Genomic DNA, 22,562 nt, shown 5'->3' with positions numbered 1-22,562 from the left:
GCAATGAATACACTGCAGCAACTGGCACAGGATGGCAGGCTGAGTTTGTTAACACTGAACTTTATACGCTATCTGCAAAGACATGCACCTGTACCGGATGCATTGATCTGGCTTGTGTTGCAGCTGACAGAGGCGGAAGCGCAGGGGCATTCCTGTATTTGTGTAGATGACGAATCAGCGCCTGCCTTACTGCTGACAGCGCTGAATACCGAAGAGCGTGTTTTGCTGCAGGCAGCCTTTGGTGTTCTGCCTGCAGACCTCGCTGGCTGGCGGCAAGTGTTAGCCGCTTGCAGGCTGGTATGGCTGGCGGATAGCGGGCAAGCGGATGCCGGACAACCTTTGATTCTGGATCAGAACCGCTTGTATCTGCGCCGTTACTGGCAGGATGAACAAGCGATTGCGACGGCCATTCAGCGGCGCTTGCAAACTGCGCATGCGAATGACGGTGATTTGCCGTCAGAACGCATCCGCGCATGGCTGGAAAAACTGTTTCCGGCAAATCCGGAAAATGCGGCAGATGCAGGGCCGGACTGGCAACGCATTGCCTGTGCGCTGGCATTGCGCGGACGATTCAGTGTGATTACCGGTGGCCCCGGTACCGGTAAAACATTCACCGTTGCGCGTTTATTGTGTCTGCTGCTGGCTTTGCAGGAACATCCGGATCAGTTCCGGATTGCACTGGCCGCACCGACAGGAAAAGCTGCGGCCCGCCTGAAACAATCGATTGATGCGGCACTGGCTGCGCTGGCACCGGTGCTCAACAGCGTGCTGAGTGCGGAACAGCTGGCGAGTGCGATCCCGTCTGCAACCACGCTGCATAGTCTGCTTGGCGCGCGACCAGACACCCGTCGTCTGCGTCACCATGCCGGTAATCCTTTACAAATGGATGTACTGGTGGTGGACGAAGCGTCGATGATTCATCTGGAAATGATGGCGAATCTGCTCGATGCGCTGGCGCCGCATACTTTACTGATACTGCTCGGTGATAAAGATCAGCTTGCTTCGGTGGAAGCCGGTGCAGTGATGGCAGATTTATGCGAATTTGCCACCGAAGGCGGCTACAGCCGCGCGACGGCAGACTGGCTGGCTGACGCGACCGGAGAGCAAATACCGGACAATTTCCTGACCAGTCGCAGCCTGCTGGCGCAGCACACCGCGATGCTGCGCCAGAGTCGCCGCTTCGGTGGTGCGATTGGTCAGCTTGCGCTGGCGGTCAATCGCGGAGATGCGGCAAGTGCGGCCAGCGTACTGCGCGCAGCGGAAGATGATGTGCTGAGCTGGCAACAGCCGGCGCAGATTGCAGCAAGTCTGCCATTGTTTCTGCATGGCAGGGATGCCCATACGGATGCAAGCGGCTACGCGGCATTCAGGTCTGTACTGAACGCCGGACCAGAATCCTGGCCCGACTACGACAGCTGGGTAAAAGCGGTGCTGAAAGCATTTGACCGCTTCCGTGTGCTGTGTGCGGTGCGCGAAGGCGACTGGGGTGTGCAGGGCATCAATACGCTGATCGAAACGGCCCTGCTGAAACAGGAAAAAATCCGGCGTCAGGGTGACTGGTATGTGGGACGGCCGGTGATTGTGACCCGCAATGATTACAGTCTGCGTGTATTCAACGGTGACATCGGGATTTGTCTGCCGGATCCGGCGCGTGAAGGTTCAGTGCGGGTGTATTTTCCTGCCGGAGATCAGTTACACAGCGTGCTGGCAAGCCGGCTGAGCGATGTGGAAACGGCGTATGCGATGACGGTTCATAAATCACAGGGTTCAGAATTCGGCCATGTGGCGCTGGTGTTGCCGCCGCAGCAAACACAGGTGCTGACCCGCGAATTGCTGTACACCGGCATTACCCGCGCAAAAACCTGCTTTACCTTGCTGACCGCATCGCCCGGCAGTCTGGAACAGGCAACGGCGCAGGTGACACGCCGTAACAGCGGATTGCGTTACTTGCTGTCGGACTGAGTATCCAGCGCCGGTCCCTGGTAGCGCAGCAGCAAACCTTTAGGGCCGATGGCCCAGCCATGCTGCGGGTCGGCAAACGCAATTGTGTTCACCGGTGTGCTGTCCAGCTGTTGCCAGTGCAGACCACCATCCCGACTGACTCCGGAACCGGTCAGACCGCCGGCCACCACGGTTTGCCGGGTTCCCGGAATATGCGTGACAACGGATAAAAATCCGGCTGGCAAAGCCCGTATGCTCTGCCAGTTTTTGCCGCCGTCGCTGGTCAGCGCGAGGTTGGCGCTGTCGTAGTGAATTTCTTTGTAGTCACCGCCCGCCACAACGCCGTTCAGCGGATCGCGGAAACTGACGGAAAAAGCACCACGGCTGGCGGCACCGGCGGCCAGCGGTAAATCATGCATTTCCCAGCGCTGACCGCCATCGCTACTGCGCGCGATTCTGGCACGCACTGCGCCGCCGGTGACCGCCCACAAATGCTGCGGGTTCAGCTGAAACAGGCAAGTGCCGCTGGCGGCAAATGCGCCTTCATTTTCCAGCGGACGCAAGGCATCAGAAACAGGCAGTCTTTGTAAATTCTGTCCTTGCGCATTGGTTTGCCAGAATTGCAGTCCGTTACTGTCCGGATCGCCGAAAACCGTCAGTATGCCTTCGGTGGTAACGGTAATCGCATTCCAGAAGCCTTTCGGGTCAGTATTCACAAAACGCTGTTCCCAGTGCTGGCCGCCATCTCTGGTCAGGAAGATACGGGAGCTGTCGCCCGGTCCCGCACTCATGATCCACGCAATCTGATCGCTGAATGCTTTGATCGCACGGAAATCCAGTTTTTCTGCACCGGGTACGGCGATCTTTTCCCAGTGTTCACCATCGGTGGTGCGCAACACCGTTCCCTGTGCGCCGCTGGCCCAGGCTACCGAGCTGCTGACCACAGACAGGCCGCGCAATTCTGCGGTGACAGGGCTGTTGAATCGTTGCCAGACCGCGTCAGCGGCATAAATTTCCTGACTGATCAGTAAGCAAAGTGAGGTCAGCAACAGTGATGGTTGTACGCGCATTTCGTCATTTCCTGTTTTCGGAGAGCCACTATTGTAGAGGACGTCCGCCCGATGGCTGTGCTCAAATATGCATTTTGGCAATTTTTTGCGCTAAACTGCCACATCCGGGTGTGTGACCCGTTACAGAAGAGGAAAAACCTATGCGTCGCTGGATTTCTTGTATTGCTGTGAGCCTGAGTTTGCTGAGCGGAACAGCCATTGCCGCCGATCAGAGCACCCACGAAGCGGCGGACCGCTGGGTGCAGATAATTGATCAGGGTGATTTTGCAAAGTCGTGGAAAGAGGCTGATGCCGGTTTTCAGGCAAATGTGAGCGAGCTGCAATGGACCCAAACGCTGCAACAAATTCATGCACAGACCGGCAAAATGCTGAAGCGCGAATTTAAAACGGAAGACATCAAATCCGATCTTCCCGGCGCACCGGCGGGTAAGTACAAAATTGTGGTGTATCAGACTGCTTTTGAAAAAGCACCGCAGGTAAAGGAAACCGTGGTGCTGACCGAGACCAAAGACGGCAGCTGGAAGGTGACGGGTTATTTTCTGCAATAACCCGCCTGTAATGTAACGATTACAGCGGATCAGCCACGCCGATCGGGGCGGGGCTGATGTTGACGATCAGCGAGAATAATTGCTCATAACGATAGCGTTCGCCGCTGTCATCGAGGCGTTTGCGGTTTTCCATGAAAGCCTGATCCACTTCCTGCCAGTCAGCAATATGCAGCACCTGTTTGGCAACCGGAAGAATGACTTCTTCCTCTTTGCGCATGTGCTGATAGTAGAACTTCACGTACTGTTCCACCTGTTCTGCAAATTTATCGAAGGCCGGTGCACCGGCGAATTCGTATTCCAGCAGCGTGTCCTGCAGCGTATGCACCAGCATTTCGCCACGGCTGTGCTGTTCAATCAGTGCGTCCAGTTCAAAATCGAGCTGATGGGTGCGCTCTTTGATTTTGGCGAACAGATACTGGTCTTCTTTGGGATGATGAATTTTTTCCGGATATTCCGTGATGTAGTACAGCATTGCACGGAACACTTTCAGATCTGGCGGTGTACCACCCATTTTGATGGCACGCACAAAATACAGCATGCCCTGAATGACCGCGGAAAGATGTTCATGTTCCTGCTGAATGATATCAACTGAAATCGGATGAAAGTTTCTGGCGCTCAATTGTGGTCTCCGTCAGGTTGTTTGCGGCTAATTTAACCCTAGGGATTCGAGGGGATTTTGACTGAGCGCAAAGGCAAAAGGATAAAAAAACGGACTGTGAGCTAAAGTTCACAGTCCGTTCAGTATTGCACCGTAATTTTTTGCGTTATTTATTTCTTTTTCGCCTGAATCGCTTCAATCTGATCCATGATCGCATTCATACGTTTAAACACTGCCTGATACGGCGCAGGGCTGGCCAGATCCACACCGGCAGATTTCACCAGATCGTAAGGATAAGCCGAGCTGCCTGCTTTCAGAATGTTCAGATAGCGGTCACGTGCACCGTCTTTGCCTTGCAGGATACTGTCTGCAAACATCGAACCGGCCGCGATGGAAGTCGCATACTGGAATACATAAAAGCGGTTATAAAAGTGCGGAATGTACGCCCATTCGATGCCGTAAGTGTCATCAATTTTCATGACACCTTCTTTATCGCCGTGATAGCTTTTCAGAATATCTGTATAGATTTTGCTGAGTTCTTCACCGGTCAGCGATTCACCTTTATCAACGCGGGCATGTACTTCGCGTTCGAAGTCGGCAAACATCGCCTGACGGAAGAAGGTGCCGCGCAGGTTTTCCAGTGCAGAACCCAGATACAGCAAGCGTTCTTCATCGGTTTTTGCGATCTTCAGCATGTGATCCAGCAGGAAAACTTCATTCGTGGTCGATGCGATTTCCGCTGTGAAGGTCGGGTAATCCGATGTGATAAACGGTTGGGTGCCGTTCGATAAATACGAATGCATCGCATGGCCCCACTCGTGCGCGAGCGTGGAGACGGATTCGTAGTCATCGTTGTAGTTCAGCAGAATGTAAGGATGCACATCGTAAGCAGCACCGTTCATGTAGGCGCCGGAACGCTTACGCGGACGCGGATACACATCCATCCAGCCTGCAGTGGTGGCTTTTGTCATCGCGGTGGTGTAACTGTCGCCCAGCGGTTTAACGGAGTCCAGCATGAATTTCACGCCCTGATCAATCGGGTAAACGAAGTTGCCGGAAACCAGAGGCGGGTAAATGTCGAAATATTGCAGGTCTTTTACACCCAGCATGTTCGCGCGCAGGCGGAAATAGCGGTGCAGCGTCGGCAAGTTAGCGCGGGTTTGCGCGATCAGCGTGTCATAGACAGCGCGCGGCAGATTATTTCCATCCAGCGCTTGTGTCAGTGAATCCGGATAGTTACGGACTTTGGCGTAGACGCTGTCGCGCTTCAGTTGCTCGTAAAAAATCACGCCATAGCTGCGTTCAAACTCTTTCCACTTGCCCCAGAATGCATCAAACACCCGTTTGCGGTCATCGCGGTTACCGGCGGCGCGATATTTTGTGTAAGCGGCCTGATCAATCGTCACTTCCTGACCGTCAGCCAACTTGATCTTTGGCCACGGCATATCGGCATTTGACAGCGTGCTGTAGGTTGCTGCTGCTGTACCGGTGGCTGCACCGAACTGTGCAACGATTTGTTCGCTGGATTTGCTCAGGGTGTGGGCGCTGCTGCGCAAAATATCGGTCAGCGGCTGACGGTAAATTTGCAGGGATTTGTCTTTTGCCAGATACGCGTCGATTTTTTTCGGGCCGGCGGCAATCAGTTCCGGACGCAGGAAGGAAGTGGCCTCTTCCAGCTTGTTACCCAGAATATCGGCCTGTTGCTGTAAATCCAGACCGGCTGTATTGCCGGTATCCTGATCGTGGAACTGCGACGCATACACGGCCAGACGCGCAAACCGCTTCTGAATATCCGCATACTGATCCAGACAGGCTTTAAACTTCGCCTGCGTTGCCGTCAGTTGGCCTGCGCATTGCTGAAACTGGGTCAGCTGCTCACGCATTTTCGCTGCATCGTCTTTCCACGCTGTCTGCGTGCTGTACATATCACTGAGTTTCCAGCGGAACGCTTCAGTATCGTTAGGATGCGCAGCGTTGCTTATCGCAGGCGCAGACAGGCAAAGGCTGATCAGTAGGGGAATCAGGCGAGGTTTCATGACAAACTCCATCATTAACAGTCGGGGTAATCCGCGAATATAAAGCATTTCCGGTACAGATAACTTCGGTTATACCCCGTAGCGTGGCATGATCTTAAAATACACAGAAAATTCGGCAATCTGACGATGAATCCGATCTTTGCGCGGTGATTTCGTTGGATTGTTCTGACGCCGGAAAGTCAGTTTGCCTGATTGGCGGACGATTTTTTCTTGCAGCGAAATTTCCGTCATTTTCCGAAACGAAACATATGAAATTAAAACAATATTTACCCGACGCCATGATGCTGATGCTGTTCAGCATGATTTTGCTGGCGAGTTTTTTTCCGGCACGCGGACAATTCGCTGCCGGTATTGATCAGGTGTCGGTGGGGATGATTGCCTTACTGTTTTTCATGCACGGCGCACGCTTATCGCGGGAGGCAGTGATTGCCGGCTTATTCCACTGGCGGCTGCATTTGCTGGTGCTGAGCATCACGTTTGCGGTATTTCCCTTGCTCGGCATCGTCCTGAAACCCTTGCTGCAACCGTGGCTGACGCCGGAACTGTATCTGGGTGTGATGTATTTATGCGTGCTGCCATCGACCGTGCAGTCATCGATTGCATTTACCTCCGTAGCGCGCGGCAACGTTCCTGCGGCGGTTTGCAGTGCATCTGCCAGCAATATTCTCGGTATTTTCATCACACCGGTACTGGTGAGTTTGCTGGTAAAAACCGGTGATGCCGGACCGTTTTCATGGGAGCCGGTACTGAAAATTGTGAACCAGTTATTGCTGCCTTTTGTGGCGGGGCAGGTATTGCGTCCGCTGTTGCGCAAAGTGGTGGACCGTCATTCGGTATTTCTGAAAAAACTGGATCAGAGTTCGATTCTGCTGGTGGTGTACGTCGCGTTCAGTGAAGCCGTGGTGCAGGGTTTATGGAGCAAACTGCCGCTGAGTCTGATCGGCACTTTGCTGCTGGTGAGTGCGCTGATACTGGCGATTATCATGGTGTTTGCCGTGTTAACTTCACGCTTGCTGGGCTTTAACCGTGCTGACAGCATTACGATTTTATTTTGCGGTTCGAAAAAGAGTCTGGCCAGCGGCGTGCCGATGGCAAAAGTCTTGTTTGCGGGCGGCGCAGCCGGGATCGTGCTGTTACCGATCATGTTATTTCACCAGTTGCAATTGATGGTATGCACAGTGCTGGCGCAGCGCTTTGCGAATCAGTCCGAAGGAGAGTGAAATGCCGAAGTTCGCTGCAAATCTGAGCATGATGTACAACGAAGTACCGTTCACAGAACGGTTTGCTGCGGCTGCGGCGGACGGTTTTCAGGGCGTGGAATATTTATTTCCTTACGCATGGCAGCCGGACAAACTGAAATCGCTGCTGCAACAGCACGGTTTGCAGCAAGTCTTATTCAATGCGCCGCCCGGTGACTGGGATGGCGGCGAGCGCGGACTGGCGGCACTGCCGGGCAGAGAGGCTGAATTCCGTGAAGGTATCGCGCTGGCGCTGCACTATGCGGAAGTGCTGGGGAACCGGCTGATTCATGTGATGGCTGGCATCCTGCCTGCCGGTGCAGATGCCGGTGAATACCGTAACACCTATCTGCAGAATCTGGCTTACGCCGCAGATCTTGCTGAACAAGCCGGATGCCGCATTCTGATTGAACCGATTAATAATGCTGATATGCTGGGCTACTTTTTGCGTTATCAGGCGCAGGCTGCAGAGATTTGCGCAGAACTGCAACATCCTGCGCTGGCGGTGCAGTTCGATATTTACCATTGTCAGCGCACGGAAGGCAGTCTCAGTCACTGGCTGCAGGATGGTCTGGTGCGTGAGCACGGGCAGATTGCGCATATACAGCTTGCCGGTTATCCGGGGCGGCATGAGCCGGATATTGGTGAAATTCACTATCCGTATTTGTTTCAGCGCATGGACGAGCTGGCTTACAGCGGCTGGGTCGGTTGTGAATATCGTCCGCAAGGCAATACGTCTGCAGGCCTGAGCTGGCTGCGCGATCTTCGCTGACAGCCGTCAACCAGCCTTGAATCAGCCTTTAACCAGCCTGAATTGGCCCTGAATGCGGTGCTCTGCACAGCGATCCAGCGGTCGTCGGCAGAAAGTCCGGGCCTTGCAGAATCGGAAATGACGATAGCCGCATAATCTTTGTTTCTCCGGTGCCGCGCAGAATCACTGTCTTCATCACTGGTTCCATCCGTGCCTGAAACAACAAAGCCGCCGTATCACTACGGCGGCTTTGTGTTTTGCAGAGGCCTGACTGGCGTCAGGCCTTGAACTTATCAGGAGTTCAGGATCAGTACTGAGTAGTGACCTTCACGCCGGAGAAGTTGGTGGTTGCGTACAGACTGACGAATACATAACCAGCTGGTGGATTGTTCACAACAACAGTTTCGTTGTTGCCGCTGGTGTAAGAACCGTAGTTGTAGTAATCACGGGTTGCCCATGTACCCAGTGTGCTGACAAACAGATCTGCATTGCCAGTGCCGCCGGAGGTCGTGATGGTCAGTTTCGGTGTGCCTGCAGGTACGTTGATGTACATGTAGACATAGTTACCGGCTGTTGCGCTCAGGTTGCTGCGTACGCAGTTTTTGCCCAGCACTTCAGCGCTACCTGTACATTCTGGCAGAGAAGTACCGCCGGAAGTGACAGTCACCGATTTCGACACAGTTGCGCTTGCGCCAGCATTGTCTTTCACTGTCAGCGTTACCGTGTAGGTACCTGCTGCAGCGTAAGTTTTGCTTGGGTTTGCTGCGGTCGATGTTGTACCGTCGCCGAAGTTCCAGCTGCGGGATGCGATCGTGCCGTCTGCATCAGTAGAGCCATCAGTGAAGGTCGCTGTCAGACCGGAAACAGTGTTAGTGAAAGCAGCAACCGGTGCTTTATTGGTTGTACCTGCGCTCACAGTCACGGTTTTGCTGACGGTGGTGCTTGCACCTGCATTGTCTTTTACTGTCAGTGTCACAGTATAAGTACCTGCTGCAGCGTAGGTTTTGCTTGGATTCGCTGCGGTGGAAGTTGTGCCGTCACCAAAGTTCCAGCTGCGGGAAGCGATTGTGCCGTCTGCATCGGTGGATGCGTCAGTGAAGTTCACAGTCAGGCCGCTGGCTGTGCTGTTGAATGCAGCAACCGGTGGTTTGTTGGTCTGTGTTGCGCTGACAGTCACAGTTTTGCTGGTGGTCGTGCTTGCACCTGCATTGTCTGTTACTTTCAGAGTTACTGTGTAGGTACCTGCTGCAGAGTAAGTTTTGCTCGGGTTTGCTGCAGTCGATGTTGTACCGTCACCGAAGTTCCAGCTGCGGGAAGCAATTGCGCCGTCGCTGTCTGTCGATGTGTCAGTAAATGCCACGGTCAGACCGTTTACGCTGCTGTTGAATGCTGCAACCGGTGCGCTGTTGACTGGCGGTGTTGTGCCAGTACATTGCGGCAGGGATGCATTGTTCACGCATGGCAGCCAGTTCGCGAAGTCAGAATCCAGCGAGGTGCCGAGACTGTTCATGTAGCTGCTGTAGCCAGAGTAATTACCCGGACGCAGGTAGCCCAGTACAGAAGAGACTTTGTTACGCTGTTTTTCGAACATGTAACGTACCGCCAGATAACCCCAGTTATAAACACGGGTTTGGCCGGAGTTATAGTCGTTTGCGAAAATATCGCTCAGACGGTATGCACCGGTTGCAGCCTGGTTTTTCGCATCGGTGTAATCCAGTTTGCGGTAAGAGTAAGAAATGTACTCGGCAAAACCTTCGATCCACCAGATGGTTTTCGGTACCGAGATCGAAGCATTGAAGTCGCCATACATATCGAAACGGCCATCCAGATAGTGGATGTATTCATGCGTCAGATTCCAGATTTCGAACTTCGGCAGCATCCATTCAGCCTGGTAAGCAATGAAGCGTGGCTGATTACCTGCAGCAGACGGATCACCTTCCAGATACATACCACCATTGTTGGTATCGATACCGTACAGGGAACCTGCGTAATTGCCGTAGTCTTTGGAGCTGCTGAAAATTACCATTTCCAGCTGGGTGTTATTGTCGTTCGCGACCGGAATATTGCCGGACTGAACTTGCTGATGGAAGTAACCTTCTTCACCGCCAACGATATTACATGCTTCCTGCAATTGTGCTGTTGTCAGAGACTGAGCTTTCAGACGCAGGGTAGGGGAGCAGTTATATTTGATCGGCAGAATGGTGGCATCCAGTTTCGTCTGGAAGTCACACATGTTGTAATAGCTGCAGTTGGCTTTGTCGTAATAATCGACCATTTCGCCCAGGCCAACCCAGACAGATGCTGTCGGGCCGGTGATGCTGCTGCGGTCGATCATCGTTTTGACACGGGATTTTGCAATGCTCTTCAGCGCGCTGCCTTCCGCATATTGCAGGAAACGGCCCATTTCGCGACCGGCATTGGCAACCAGATAGTCATTGTCGGTGCCCAGAACACTCCAGTTGGTATTCATGAAGTTGTACAGGGTATCGATGATGGATGTATCCGATTTCACCAGCGCCTGGAAGTCAGCATTCTGATGGCCACGGAACAATACAGTGAATGCATTATTTACAGCACCGCGCATCCACCAGTAGTTCAGGAAGCTGTTGTTCAGTGTCAGAACGCGTTTAACGATGCTGTTCAGGTAACGTGCATTCTGGCTGGAGCTGTCAACCAGCGTCACAACTTCGCCCAGAATTTCACCGTGTACATCATTGATCAGGCCAAAGTTGGCGTTCGAAGAGAATGCATCCAGCGCGCCCTGAATCGCGGTGGTCAGTGTCGCACCGTAAGTACCGACAGAAGTGTCATACCACTGAACGTAGTAACCTGCGCGCAGGAACATGACTAACTGTTCGATGCTGCTGGAGTTCGTGCCGTCATAGGAAGCTGCTGCGGTACGGAACGCATTCGCCACAGAAACCATCTGGCTTTCTTTGAAAATTGCAGCGGCCTGAGAGCCGGAAACACCGAACAGATCATTGATACAGTCAGTGCTGGAAGATTTCACCAGATTGACCAGTGTGGAGCCGGAAGCAGATGCGAACGCTGCGCGGTCACATGCAGCAACGGCGGCTTTGCTGACGCCTTTTGGTGCAGACGCTTTTTCAGCGACGGACATGTTGGCTTTCAGCAGCGAAGGGCGTTGCAGCGAAGTAGTCTGCTTTTTGCTGTAGTCAACTTTTGCGGTGGTGGAGGTGCTTGCCTGCTTCGGCATACGTTCAGCAGGGCTCAGTGCTTTGTGCTGATGATGCTGACCGAATACCATCGACTCCATCGAGCCGGATTTACGCATGCCGCGCATTTCTTTGTCGTGCTGACCTGCGGCGTTTGCTTCTGTACTGAATGTTGCGAAAACAGAAATCACAGCTGCGGATACGGCGAGCAGACGTGTGTTTGGAACGAAACGGTTACTTGTACTCACTGAGTTCTCCTTACTAAGGTGAGAGATTTCGTACTGCTATTTCAATGTGTCAGGTACTGACTTGTTGTTATTGCGCCGGTTAAGGCTCCCCCATTTTTTCCTGCACCGCTAACTTGCAGGCTCGTGTCTGGGGTGTGGTTTGCATTCCCTTTGTGCACCTCCTTCAAATATATTTTGCGTATAAAAGCCTTTCGTTCTCCTTTCAGGTTTGCTGTGCCTGATGCAGTTTTCATGCGGGCACTGGCATTCCCTCAGTCAAAATCTGATAGCGGATCCAGAGTTCATCTGTCTTCGTTATCAGCTGTGTTGCCGATATTCGTAAAATATACGATTGGTATATTTGTTGAAGCGCAGACGAAAGTCAAAGCGGATTTGTAAAAAAACAGAAAAAAGTATGCAAAGTTGCTGCTTTGGAAGGTTTTGATGTAACAAAACGACTAATCATTAGTCACAGTGAAACAATCTTGTTGTAAAAATGAGATATGTATTTCTGAAATATCGGAAATCATGCGCGTGAATAAAAAGGCAGAGGGCTGAATTTTTCGTTGATTTCGGTAAATAAAATTCCGTTTCGAGCGCTTCCTCTAACGCATATTTGGTTGTTCTGCATATGCCGAATGCCGCATGCATAGCTCTGATATGAGCTTTCTTTATGGAAATCATAGGTTTATCGCGAGCGACGAACAGCGGATGACTTTGCGAAAAGGTAATGAAAATGATGAAAATTTCCTGAGAACAATATTTTGTGCGAAGCGGTATCTGGCAAGTGAGCGCCTGCCACTGTCTTTGCTGTTTAGCAAGTAAAAAAGTGTGAGTATGCTAAAAGAATTGCCTGTAGGAAATAATCGGGCGATAAATGGTAATGCGGATTCCTGATGTCTTTCGGGCTTGAGCAAGCGTCAGGGGTCTTGCATAGCAAAATTTGCTGCACTGCGCGAAGGCGGTAGTTGGCTGAATAAAATTCGAAATGAATGCAAAAATCAGGTACAGTTTTCACTTTTCAACGGAAACTGACGTGTTCGTCAGAACGGGATTTTATGCAACAGGAATTTATCTTAACTTTGTCCTGCCCGGATCAGCGCGGCATTGTGCACCGCGTTTCCGGTTTTCTGGTGGAGCAGGGCTGCAATATTCTGGATTCTGCGCAGTACGGTGATCTGCAATCAGACACTTACTTTATGCGTATTCACTTTGCCGCTGAAACACCGGAACACAGCCTTGACGGTCTGCGCACCGCATTCGCGCCGGTTGCGGAAGCGATGCACATGAAATGGGAAATGCACGACGCGCATCACAAACCCAGAGTGGTGATTTTCGTGTCGCGGATCGGGCATTGTCTGAACGATTTGCTGTTCCGCTACCGCAGCGGTCTGCTGCCGGTGGAGATTTGCGCAATTATTTCCAATCACGCCGACTTTTATCAGCTGGCGGCAAGTTACAATATTCCGTTTCATCATTTTCCTTTGCCAGCCGGTGCAAACGATGCACAAAAGCAGGCACAGGAAGCGCGGATACTGGAAGTACTGGCGCAGCATCAGACAGAATTAGTCGTGCTGGCGCGGTACATGCAAATATTGTCCGCATCGATGTGTCAGGCGCTGGAAGGGCGCGCGATCAATATTCACCATTCTTTTCTGCCCAGCTTTAAAGGGGCGAAACCTTACTATCAGGCCCATGAGCGTGGCGTCAAACTGATTGGCGCGACCGCCCATTTTGTCACCACGGATCTGGATGAGGGGCCGATTATCGAGCAGGATGTGGAAAGGGTTGATCACGCGATGACACCGGAAGAACTGACCGCGATCGGACGTGATGTGGAGTGTGTGGTGCTGGCGCGCGCAGTGAAATGGTTTGTTGAGCACCGCATACTCTTAAACGGACACAAAACAGTTGTATTTCGATAATGGCACTTAAATCCACCATCTATAAAGCAGAACTGACTATTTCTGATATGGACCGCGGTTACTACGCGACCCATGCCCTGACGATTGCCCGTCATCCGTCTGAAACCGAAGAGCGCGTGATGATCCGCGTGCTGGCCTTTGCGCTGCATGCATCTGAGCGTCTGGAATTCGGTAAAGGCATTTCCGACAGTGAGGAGCCGGATCTGTGGGAAAAAGACTATACCGACGCGGTGCAGTTATGGGTGGAAGTCGGGCAGCCGGATGACCGCCGCCTGCTGAAAGCCTGCGGTCGTTCGGAGCAAGTGGTGGTGTACAGCTACGCATCCGCCAGCGATGTCTGGTGGAAAGCGATGAACAGCCGTCTGGATCGCGCAAAAGTGCTGAAGGTCATCAATATTCCGTCTGAACAAAGTCAGGCGCTGGAAAAATTTGCCAGCCGCAACATGCAGTTGCAATGCACGATACAGGACGGACAAATCTGGATCAGCAGTGGTGATCAGACCGTAGAAGTGCAGCCGGAAGTGCTGAAACAACCGGGTTAATGCGGTTGCTGAAATCCTTCTGAGTTAAACGAAAACAGGGAGCGCAGGCTCCCTGTTTTTTTGCCTGAACAGATGCATCTTGCCAGCGCTGGTTCGGGCGGCTGCCGGAGTGCCCAGAATTGCTCAGAATTGCCCGAAATGCGGCGATCAGCACAGCAATCCGGCGGTCGTCGGCAGAAAGTCTGGTCATCCGGAAAAGACAAATGCGGATAACTGCACAGTCATCCGCATTTTTTATATTGTCCGGCAGAGCGGTCTGAGGCTCAGCCTTAGTCTCAGGCTCAGCCCTGACGGATCGTCGCGCAGACGCGGTTCAGCCATGCAGAGATATCCTGCACTTCCTGCATGTTCATCGAGTGCTGCATAAAATACTGATGCCATTCAACGGAGTAGCCCAGCGAGTTCAGAAGATCACGTGCCTGTTCCGCGCGTTGCAGAGGAACGACCGGATCATGCACGCCGTGTGCCAGAAATACTGGCGTACTCTGATTGGCGGCATCGCGTTCAGCAGTGATTTTGTCCGCCAGCGGCATGTAACCGGACAGACAGATCAGACCCGCCAGTTTTTCCGGATAACGCAAACCGGTTTGCAGCGTCATGGCGCAACCCTGAGAGAAACCAGCAAGGAAAATACGCGAAGCCGGAATGCCGCGCTGGATTTCGCGCAGGATCAGTTTTTCGATTTCAATTTGCGAAACGCGCAAACCCGCTTCATCTTCGCGGCGTGCAATATCGGTACCCAGAATGTCGTACCAGGCGCGCATCACATAACCATTATTGATGGTTACCGGCATCATCGGTGCATCCGGGAAAATAAACCGGATTGCGCCGGTGCGGGATAAATCCAGTTCCTGAACCAGTGAGACAAAAGAGCGGCCTTCGTCGCCGAGACCATGCATCCAGATAATCGCAAATTCCGGATTCTGGCCGGATTCCACTTCGGTAAAGTGCAGCAGAGAACTCATAGAGCGTGACTTTCGTTGTGAGGTTGAACTTGCAGTCGCAGAAATGCCCGCATACGCCGCTGCGCCCACGCCACCCGCTGCCAGCGTCAGTGCCAGCAAGGCTTTGGTGGTGTGTCGGCGTTTCGGTGATGCAGGCATGTATTCAGATCCGTCAGCGGATGCCCGCCGTGTCAGGCAGGTTTTGCCGGACGGATGGCCGATTTCGGGCGGAAGGCTGCGCAGACTTCGCCGCGTGTTTCCGCATACGGACCGCCGATTAAATCGATGCAGTAAGGCACTGCCGCGAAAATACCCGGCACAATCACTTTGCCGTCGGCATCGCGCAAACCTTCCAGCGTTTCGCGGATCGATTTTGGCTGGCCCGGCAGATTCATAATCAGTGCCGCGTGCGTATCCGTTTCGCGAATGACGGCAACCTGACGCGATAAAATCGCGGTCGGCACAAAGCGCAGACTGATCTGGCGCATTTGCTCGCCGAAACCCGGCATCTCTTTGGTGCCGATGGCCAGCGTGGCTTCCGGTGTCACATCGCGCCGCGCAGGGCCGGTGCCACCGGTGGTCAGAACCAGATCGCAGTGCAGGTTGTCGCACAAATCCACCAGCGTGGTTTCGATTTGTGCGCGTTCATCCGGAATCAGGCGGTCATGGATTTCAAACGGGGAACTCAGTGCGCTGGCGAGCCATTCGCGCAGCGCAGGAATGCCCTGATCCTGATACGTGCCGGACGAAGCGCGGTCGGACACCGAGACCAGACCGATGCGCAAAGCGCGTTCGGTCAGATCATTACGCATCGTCTTCCTCGTCATCATCGCCGGACGCAGCATCAGCAGCCGCTTTGGCATCCAGTGCAGCCTGATGTGCGCACTGTTTCAGAATCTGGAAAATTTCACGATAGGCTTTTGGCGGTTTGCTTTCAGCCTGTTCTTTGCGTGCGTTACGAATCAGCGTACGCATTTGCTGCGCATCCAGTTCTGGGTATTCAGTCAGCAGCTCAGTCAGTGCATTTTCATCGGTCAGCAGCAGATCGCGGCGGCGTTCCAGAGAATGCATCAGTGCGGTTTCTGCTTTGGAGCTGCCTTTCCAGCTATCGATGGTGCGCTGGATGGTTGCAACTTCTTCTTCCGTCAGCGAGCGCATTTTCTTGCCGACGTATTGCATCTGGCGACGGCGGCCTTCATGGTTTTTGATTTTCTGGCATTCCAGAATGGCGTCGCGCACATCTTCTGGCATTGGTACACGTTTAACGCGGTCACGCGGCTGGTCAACCAGCTCGCCGCCCAGCTTTTGCAGGGCATCCATTTCGCGCTTTAACTGGGATTTGGACGGACGGTCGTACTCTTGCTCAAACTCATTGGACTGGAATCCGCAGGAGCCACGGTTCGGATTTGGCATAATTCAGCGCCTTTACTATATAAACTCATTGAAACGGCTGCTATGATAACCGTTTTACTGAGGATAGATGCGATTTTGGGCTGCTGCAAGGCGCTAAGTCCCTGAAAAAGATCGCAAAATCCGGCGTGCGGCAAGATATCGCAGATCCGCCTGTCTGCACGCTGTCCGGCAATATTGATATTGTTTTGGTAATCTCTGTCTTTTCTCTTACAACCAGAAACTTCCGCTTATGAGCAAACCCGTATTTACCCACACGCAGGAACAGTTAAAGCAAATCGCCGCCGATGTGTTGCAGTTCGCACGCGAAAAAGGCGCAAGCGACGCCGCGGTGGAAATCAGTGAGGGCGAAGGCCTGTCGGTGGGCGTACGTAAAGGAAAAGTAGAAACGATTGAACAAAACCGTGACAAAGGTATCGGCGTGACCGTGTATCTGGGACAGCGTCGCGGTAATGCCAGCACTTCCGATTTTTCGCTGCAATCGCTGCGCGATACCGTCGATGCGGCTTACAACATTGCGCGTTTTACCGCAGAAGATGACTGCGCCGGTTTGCCGGATGAAGCGTTGATGGAAACCAGTCCGCGTGATCTGAAGCTTTGCTATCCGTGGAAAATTTCTGCGGAAGAAGCGATGGAAATCGCACTGCGCGCAGAAAACGCAGCGTTTGCCGTTGATAAGCGCATTACCAATAGCGAAGGCGCTGGCGTGCATTTGCAGCAGTCGCATTTCGTACATGCGAATTCGCGTGGTTTTATCGGTGGTTATCCTGTTTCGCGTCATACGATTTCGGTTTGTCCGATTGCCGGTCGCGGTGCAAAAATGCAGCGTGACGACTGGTATTCATCACAGCGTAATCCGAAAAAACTGGCAGCGCCGGAAGATATCGGCCGCTACGCCGCCGAACGTGCACTGGCCCGTCTGAATGGCCGCAAGCTGGATACGCGCAAATGTCCGGTGTTGTTTGAAGCGCCGCTGGCAGCAGGTTTGCTCGGTTCGCTGGTGCAGGCAACGGCGGGTACTGCGCTGTACCGCAAATCCACTTTCCTGCTGGATTCGCTGGGTACACAGATTTTCCCGGAACATATCAGCGTGATCGAAGATCCGCATGTGATTGGCGGTTCCGGTTCTGCGCCGTTTGATGATGAAGGCGTGCGTACACAGAAGCGTGATCTGGTGAAAGACGGTGTGCTGCAAGGTTATTTCCTGTCTTCGTATTCCGCCCGCAAACTTGGCATGACAACGACCGGTAACGCCGGTGGCTCGCACAATCTGCGCTTCGCATCGAAGCTGACCCGCAAGGCAGATACGTTTGAAGGCATGCTGCGCAAAATGGGTACCGGTTTGCTGGTGACGGAACTGATGGGACAGGGCGTGAATTATGTCAGCGGCGATTATTCGCGCGGCGCATCCGGTTACTGGGTGGAAAACGGTGTGATTCAGTATCCGGTGGAAGAGGTGACGATTGCCGGAAATCTGCGCAGTATGTATATGCAGATCGCTGCCATCGGTAACGATACGCTGATACGCGGCAACAAAGAAACCGGCTCGATTCTGATTGAAGAAATGATGGTGGCAGGTAACTAAACGCCACTGCAGCCTGAGCTTTTTCCGACAACGCGTCCAGCAATGGACGCGTTGTGCTTTTCAGAATCCGGATTTTCTGAATCAGTTTATTAAACAAATCAAAAATGAGTAAATGGGTGCGCTGATGCTGTCTGTGAATACTGAAACTCCCGCAGAAACCGCAGCGGAAACACTGGATGTGATTTATCGCGATGAATACCTGATTGCCGTGCATAAACCTTCTGGCTTACTGGTGCACCGCAGTGAAATCGATCGTCACGAAACCCGTTTCGCATTGCAGATCGTGCGCGATCAGATCGGACAGTATGTGCATCCTGTGCACCGGCTGGATAAACCGACTTCCGGCATTCTGCTGATGGCTTTGCAAAAGGAAACGGCCCAGCATCTGATGCGCCAATTTGCAGAGCAGCGCATTCATAAGCAGTATCAGGCGCTGGTGCGTGGCTTCGTGCCTGCACAGGGTTACATTGATCATGCTCTGGGACGGGTGGAAGATGATTATGACGATGCGACTACCGAAGAAAAACAAAGCGCGCAAACCCGCTATGAACGTGTGCAGTGTTTTGAAATTCCGGCGCTGATCGAGCGTTATCCGGTCAGCAGGTTCTCGCTGGTGAATGTGTTTCCGGAAACCGGACGCCAGCACCAGATACGCCGCCACTTCAAACATATTTTTCATCCGCTGATTGGCGATGTGCGTTACGGACGCGGTGCGTATAACCGCTATTTTCGTGAGCATTTTGATTGTCACCGGCTGATGCTGGCGTGTACTGCGATGAGCTTGCAGCATCCGGTCAGCGGTGAAGCATTGCGACTGGATTGTCCGCCTGCAGCGATGTTTGCAGACACGCTGAATGCGATGCAGGCGTATGTCTGTACGCCGCCAGCTGCCGACATTTCAGTCTGAGATAGTGGCTCGTATTGTGCAGCTATCCGCATTGATCATTTCCGGAGAGCCGGACTTTCTGCCGACGACCGCCGGATCGCTGTGCTGAACACCGCATTTGGGGCATTTTGGGTGCTTCAGACCGGTCTTTGAGTAAGTCTGATCGGTAGCAGCTTCATTTTCCAGTCTGCAAAAGAAAAAGCCACCCGCAGGTGGCTTTCCTGTTTTCAGTAGAAACAGCGATCAGTTCAGCGCTGCACGGGCGCGGGCAATTGCCAGACGCACTTGTTCCGGTGCCGTGCCGCCAACGTGATTACGTGCTGCAACCGAACCTTCCAGTGTCAGCACTTCAAACACATCGTCAGCGATCAGCGGTGAGTAAGCCTGCAGCTCTGCCAGCGGTAATTCGCTGAGATCGCAGTTTTTCTCCACGCAGGTACGCACAGCATGCGCCACAGCTTCGTGCGCGTCACGGAAAGGCAGACCTTTTTTGACCAGATAATCGGCCAGATCGGTTGCTGTCGCGTAGCCCTGGAATGCAGCAGCGCGCATTGCGTCCGGCTTCACGCGGATGCCGGTGGCCAGATCAGCAAAAATACGCAGGGTATCGACCAGCGTATCCACGGTGTCGAACAGCGGTTCTTTGTCTTCCTGATTGTCTTTGTTGTATGCCAGCGGCTGGCCTTTCATCAGGGTCAGCAATGCAATCAGATGACCGTTCACGCGGCCGGTTTTGCCACGTGCCAGTTCCGGAACGTCCGGATTTTTCTTTTGCGGCATGATGGACGAGCCGGTGCAGAAACGGTCTGCCATATCAATGAAGCCGACGCGCGGGCTCATCCAGATAATCAGCTCTTCTGACATACGCGAAATATGCGTCATGATCAGTGCAGCTGCCGCACAGAATTCAATCGCGAAATCGCGGTCAGACACGGCATCCAGTGAGTTGTAGCACACCGCATCAAAGCCCAGTGTGGCAGCAACACGTTCACGGTCAATCGGGAAGGTGGTGCCAGCCAGCGCCGCTGCACCCAGCGGCAGGCGGTTAACACGTTTGCGGCAATCCAGCAAACGTTCGGTATCGCGGCTGAACATTTCCACATAGGCCAGCATGTGATGGCCGAAAGTAATCGGCTGCGCTACCTGCATATGGGTAAAGCCCGGCAGAATGGTGTCGGTGTTTTGTTCCGCCAGATTAATCAGCGCAGCGCGTAAATCTTTCAGCAAGCCAACGATATTATCGATCGCACCACGCAGATACAGGCGGATATCTGTTGCAACCTGATCATTACGCGAACGGCCGGTATGCAGACGTTTGCCGGCATCGCCTACCAGTTCGGTCAGACGTTTTTCGATATTCAGATGCACATCTTCCAGGTCCAGCAGCCAGGTGAACTGGCCGTTGCGGATTTCGTCAAGAATCTGCGCCATTCCGCGCTGGATATCTGCATGATCCTGTGTTGTGATGATGCCTTGTGCGCACAGCATTTCTGCATGGGCTAACGAACCCTGAATATCGACTTCCGCCATGCGGTTATCGAAAAAAACAGAGGCTGTATAACGTTTGACGAGATCGGAAACCGGCTCGGAAAAGCGCGCCGACCAGGCTTCGCTTTTTTTCTGGAATTGTGATGTCATGTTGCTCATTCGCCGTAGATTACTGCGTTTTTGTCGGAAATTTCCATACGATTATAAAGCAATGGCGCATAATTCCCTCAGATAATCAGCCATTTTTTGCTATGCGGAAAACAGAAAATACTCAGGTTTTAGAAGCCTTCATTCCCGATTGCTGCAACACTGGCGTACTTTTTCGCATACTCGCAGCGGTCAGTGGTGGTTTGTTTCTGATTCTTGCTGCGCGCGGTGAATCGGGATTGCTGCTTGTGCAAAATTTTGCCGAAGCGGTCGCGCTGATGGTGCCCGTTGTACTCGGTTCGGTTCTTATGCTGTGCAAATTGCGTATGCTGATGCCGAAAGCTGGTTTGCACCCGTGGTTGCAACGATTGTCCTGCGGGCTTGTTCCGGCTCTGCTGATCTGGGTGGTGGCGGAGCTGTTCCGGCTTGCGGATGTGCTGGATGTGATTTATCCGCGATTTCAGCGTTTGCCGGTGATGACAATTGTCTTTGTAACGGGGATGGCGCTGCAGCGCTACTTCGAACTGCGCACCCGCGCGTATTCGCCGGTACTGGCAGAAGCCAGGCTGCAAGCTTTGCAGGCGCGGATACGTCCGCACTTTTTATTTAACAGCCTGAACACCGTGTTGTCGCTGATCCGGCAGGACCCGCGTCGCGCCGAACGCGTGCTGGAGGATTTGTCAGATTTGTTCCGTGCACTGATGCGTGACGCCCGCATCATGATTTCTCTGGAAGATGAATTGCAGCTTTGTAAACAATATCTGGCAATTGAAAGTGTACGGCTCGGAGAGCGCTTGCAAACGGACTGGCAGATTACCGGCTTATCTGATGCGGATATCAGGGAGATACAAGTACCTGCGCTGTTATTGCAGCCGTTAATCGAAAATGCCGTGCATTACGGTGTCGAACCTTCGTTACAAGTTGCAACCGTTTCGATACATTTGAAAAAAAGTTTAAATAAAGTTGATGTCACTGTTAAAAATCCGCAGCATACGCCTGGTTATGCAGCGTCCGGTAATCAGATTGCACTAGACAATATCCGACAAAGACTGTCTTTGTTATACGATGTCGAGGCAGGGATGACCAGTGAGGCGCTCAATTCAGAATTTGTAGTAAAACTGTATTTCCCGGCGAAAAAATGAAAACTGAGCAAATGTTCAAAATAGCAATTGTGGATGACGAAGCCCCTGCACGTGTGCGTTTGCGCACCCTGCTGGATGACATTGCACACGAATTTCCGCACGAAGTGGTGGCAGAGACTGGTGATGCGCAGGAAGCATTGCGTCTGATGCAGACTGTGAAACCGGATGTCATTCTGCTGGATGTGCAGATGCCAGTCATGACGGGCATTGAATTCGCGAAAGCGCTGCGTGCAGCTTCCGGTGAGGGTGATCGTCCGCAAATTATTTATATCACCGCATACGAAGAATTTGCATTGCCAGCATTTGAAGTGCAGGCAACCGATTATCTGCTGAAACCGGTGCGCGCAAGTCGCTTGCTGGAATCGCTGCGCCGTGTTCGTGCGCGTCTGCCGCAACCCGAGATTTCCGGTACTGATGATCGTCGTCCTGCGCGCACCAGCTTCTCAATTATGGAGCGCGGTCGTGTTGTGATGGTGCCGGTCTCCGAGGTGCTGTTTATGAAAGCGGATCAGAAATATGTGTCTCTGCACACATCTTTCCGTTCTTACCTGATCGAAGATTCGCTGACATCGCTGGAAGCAGAATTTCCGGACCGCTTTGTGCGCGTACACCGCAATGCGCTGGTGCGCCGCAGTGCAATCGCAGGTGTCGAGAAGGTGGTGCAGTCAGTCAGTCGCCCGAATGGCGATGAAAAAGTCTCAGAAGGCTGGCAGGTGCTGGTTGCCGGCTGCGCGGAAAAACTGCCGGTTTCGCGCCGTCAGTGGTCGGTCATCAAGCCGCTGCTGCGATAATGTGTGAGTGTTTCCCGTTCTTGCGACGGGAAATCAATAAAAAGCCCGCTTAATTGCGGGCTTTTTGTTTTAAAAGAATTTCCGGATCAAGACATTTTCTGGCTTTGACATTATTGA

At 52.9% G+C, this 22,562-nt stretch carries 18 protein-coding genes; 10 read left to right on the top strand and 8 right to left on the bottom strand.

The window, feature by feature from the left end; translation table 11 throughout:
* The first annotated feature begins 3 nt into the window (after nt 1–3).
* Nucleotides 4–1,962, top strand: a complete 1,959-nt coding sequence (gene recD / locus IE092_RS02190; protein ID WP_229792982.1) for an exodeoxyribonuclease V subunit alpha — start codon at nt 4–6, stop codon at nt 1,960–1,962.
* On the opposite strand, the gene IE092_RS02185 is transcribed toward recD, so the two are convergent.
* Complete coding sequence (locus IE092_RS02185; RefSeq protein WP_189355354.1) at nt 1,944–3,011, bottom strand: WD40/YVTN/BNR-like repeat-containing protein; 1,068 nt, start codon at nt 3,009–3,011, stop codon at nt 1,944–1,946. The two genes, recD and IE092_RS02185, sit on opposite strands and share 19 nt — an antisense overlap.
* Before the next feature lie 140 nt (nt 3,012–3,151).
* On the opposite strand from IE092_RS02185, the gene IE092_RS02180 reads away from it, so the two are divergent.
* The gene (locus IE092_RS02180) at nt 3,152–3,559 is read left to right on the top strand and encodes a DUF4019 domain-containing protein (protein ID WP_189355353.1); all 408 of its coding nucleotides are present in this window, start codon (nt 3,152–3,154) and stop codon (nt 3,557–3,559) included.
* Nucleotides 3,560–3,578: 19 nt separating this feature from the next.
* On the opposite strand, the gene IE092_RS02175 is transcribed toward IE092_RS02180, so the two are convergent.
* Together IE092_RS02175 and pepF are read right to left on the bottom strand one after the other, a co-directional pair.
* Nucleotides 3,579–4,178, bottom strand: a complete 600-nt coding sequence (locus IE092_RS02175) for a hemerythrin domain-containing protein (RefSeq protein WP_189355352.1) — start codon at nt 4,176–4,178, stop codon at nt 3,579–3,581.
* Nucleotides 4,179–4,327: 149 nt separating this feature from the next.
* A complete protein-coding gene (gene pepF / locus IE092_RS02170; protein WP_229792981.1) occupies nt 4,328–6,193 on the bottom strand; it encodes an oligoendopeptidase F in 1,866 nt (621 codons plus the stop codon).
* A gap of 248 nt (nt 6,194–6,441) precedes the next feature.
* Between pepF and IE092_RS02165 the strand changes: the two genes are divergently transcribed.
* Both IE092_RS02165 and otnI read left to right on the top strand, forming a co-directional pair.
* A complete protein-coding gene (locus IE092_RS02165; protein WP_189355350.1) occupies nt 6,442–7,413 on the top strand; it encodes a bile acid:sodium symporter family protein in 972 nt (323 codons plus the stop codon).
* A gap of 1 nt (nt 7,414) precedes the next feature.
* Nucleotides 7,415–8,203 (top strand): 2-oxo-tetronate isomerase, encoded by a 789-nt coding sequence (otnI, locus tag IE092_RS02160; RefSeq protein WP_189355349.1) that lies wholly within the window; start codon nt 7,415–7,417, stop codon nt 8,201–8,203.
* 286 nt (nt 8,204–8,489) lie between these two features.
* On the opposite strand, the gene IE092_RS02155 is transcribed toward otnI, so the two are convergent.
* Nucleotides 8,490–11,606 carry a collagenase gene (locus IE092_RS02155; protein ID WP_189355348.1) on the bottom strand — a complete coding sequence of 1,039 codons (3,117 nt, stop codon included), beginning with the start codon at nt 11,604–11,606 and terminating at the stop codon, nt 8,490–8,492.
* 1,037 nt (nt 11,607–12,643) lie between these two features.
* Here IE092_RS02155 and purU point away from each other — a divergent pair.
* Nucleotides 12,644–13,510 (top strand): formyltetrahydrofolate deformylase, encoded by an 867-nt coding sequence (purU, locus tag IE092_RS02150; protein WP_189355347.1) that lies wholly within the window; start codon nt 12,644–12,646, stop codon nt 13,508–13,510.
* On the top strand, nt 13,510–14,052 hold the full coding sequence (locus IE092_RS02145) for a YaeQ family protein (protein WP_189355346.1): 543 nt from the start codon (nt 13,510–13,512) through the stop codon (nt 14,050–14,052). The genes purU and IE092_RS02145 overlap by 1 nt, the downstream gene beginning before the upstream one ends.
* Nucleotides 14,053–14,333: 281 nt before the next feature.
* On the opposite strand, the gene IE092_RS02140 is transcribed toward IE092_RS02145, so the two are convergent.
* The 3 genes from IE092_RS02140 to yjgA form a co-directional block, all read right to left on the bottom strand.
* Nucleotides 14,334–15,017 (bottom strand): alpha/beta hydrolase, encoded by a 684-nt coding sequence (locus tag IE092_RS02140; RefSeq protein WP_189355769.1) that lies wholly within the window; start codon nt 15,015–15,017, stop codon nt 14,334–14,336.
* 170 nt (nt 15,018–15,187) lie between these two features.
* Entirely contained in the window at nt 15,188–15,808 is a 621-nt protein-coding gene (gene mog, locus IE092_RS02135; RefSeq protein ID WP_229792980.1) for a molybdopterin adenylyltransferase, read from the bottom strand.
* Nucleotides 15,801–16,409, bottom strand: a complete 609-nt coding sequence (gene yjgA / locus IE092_RS02130) for a ribosome biogenesis factor YjgA (RefSeq protein ID WP_189355345.1) — start codon at nt 16,407–16,409, stop codon at nt 15,801–15,803. The genes mog and yjgA overlap by 8 nt, the downstream gene beginning before the upstream one ends.
* A 229-nt stretch (nt 16,410–16,638) precedes the next feature.
* On the opposite strand from yjgA, the gene pmbA reads away from it, so the two are divergent.
* Nucleotides 16,639–17,991: a metalloprotease PmbA gene (gene pmbA, locus IE092_RS02125; RefSeq protein ID WP_189355344.1), complete on the top strand. Its 1,353-nt coding sequence runs from the start codon at nt 16,639–16,641 to the stop codon at nt 17,989–17,991.
* Nucleotides 17,992–18,124: 133 nt separating this feature from the next.
* Nucleotides 18,125–18,898 carry a pseudouridine synthase gene (locus IE092_RS02120; RefSeq protein WP_229792979.1) on the top strand — a complete coding sequence of 258 codons (774 nt, stop codon included), beginning with the start codon at nt 18,125–18,127 and terminating at the stop codon, nt 18,896–18,898.
* Between the two features lie 222 nt (nt 18,899–19,120).
* On the opposite strand, the gene argH is transcribed toward IE092_RS02120, so the two are convergent.
* A complete protein-coding gene (gene argH / locus IE092_RS02115) occupies nt 19,121–20,515 on the bottom strand; it encodes an argininosuccinate lyase (protein WP_189355343.1) in 1,395 nt (464 codons plus the stop codon).
* Between the two features lie 101 nt (nt 20,516–20,616).
* On the opposite strand from argH, the gene IE092_RS02110 reads away from it, so the two are divergent.
* Both IE092_RS02110 and IE092_RS02105 read left to right on the top strand, forming a co-directional pair.
* Nucleotides 20,617–21,654: a sensor histidine kinase gene (locus IE092_RS02110; RefSeq protein WP_189355342.1), complete on the top strand. Its 1,038-nt coding sequence runs from the start codon at nt 20,617–20,619 to the stop codon at nt 21,652–21,654.
* Nucleotides 21,651–22,445 (top strand): LytR/AlgR family response regulator transcription factor, encoded by a 795-nt coding sequence (locus IE092_RS02105; protein ID WP_229792978.1) that lies wholly within the window; start codon nt 21,651–21,653, stop codon nt 22,443–22,445. Before IE092_RS02110 ends, IE092_RS02105 begins: the two co-directional genes overlap by 4 nt.
* Nucleotides 22,446–22,562 lie beyond the last annotated feature (117 nt).

The sequence above is a fragment of the Cognatundibacterium squillarum genome, assembly GCF_014652435.1.
Lineage (GTDB): Bacteria > Pseudomonadota > Gammaproteobacteria > Burkholderiales > Burkholderiaceae_D > Undibacterium > Undibacterium squillarum.
This window is presented reverse-complemented; position numbering and strand designations above follow the sequence as displayed.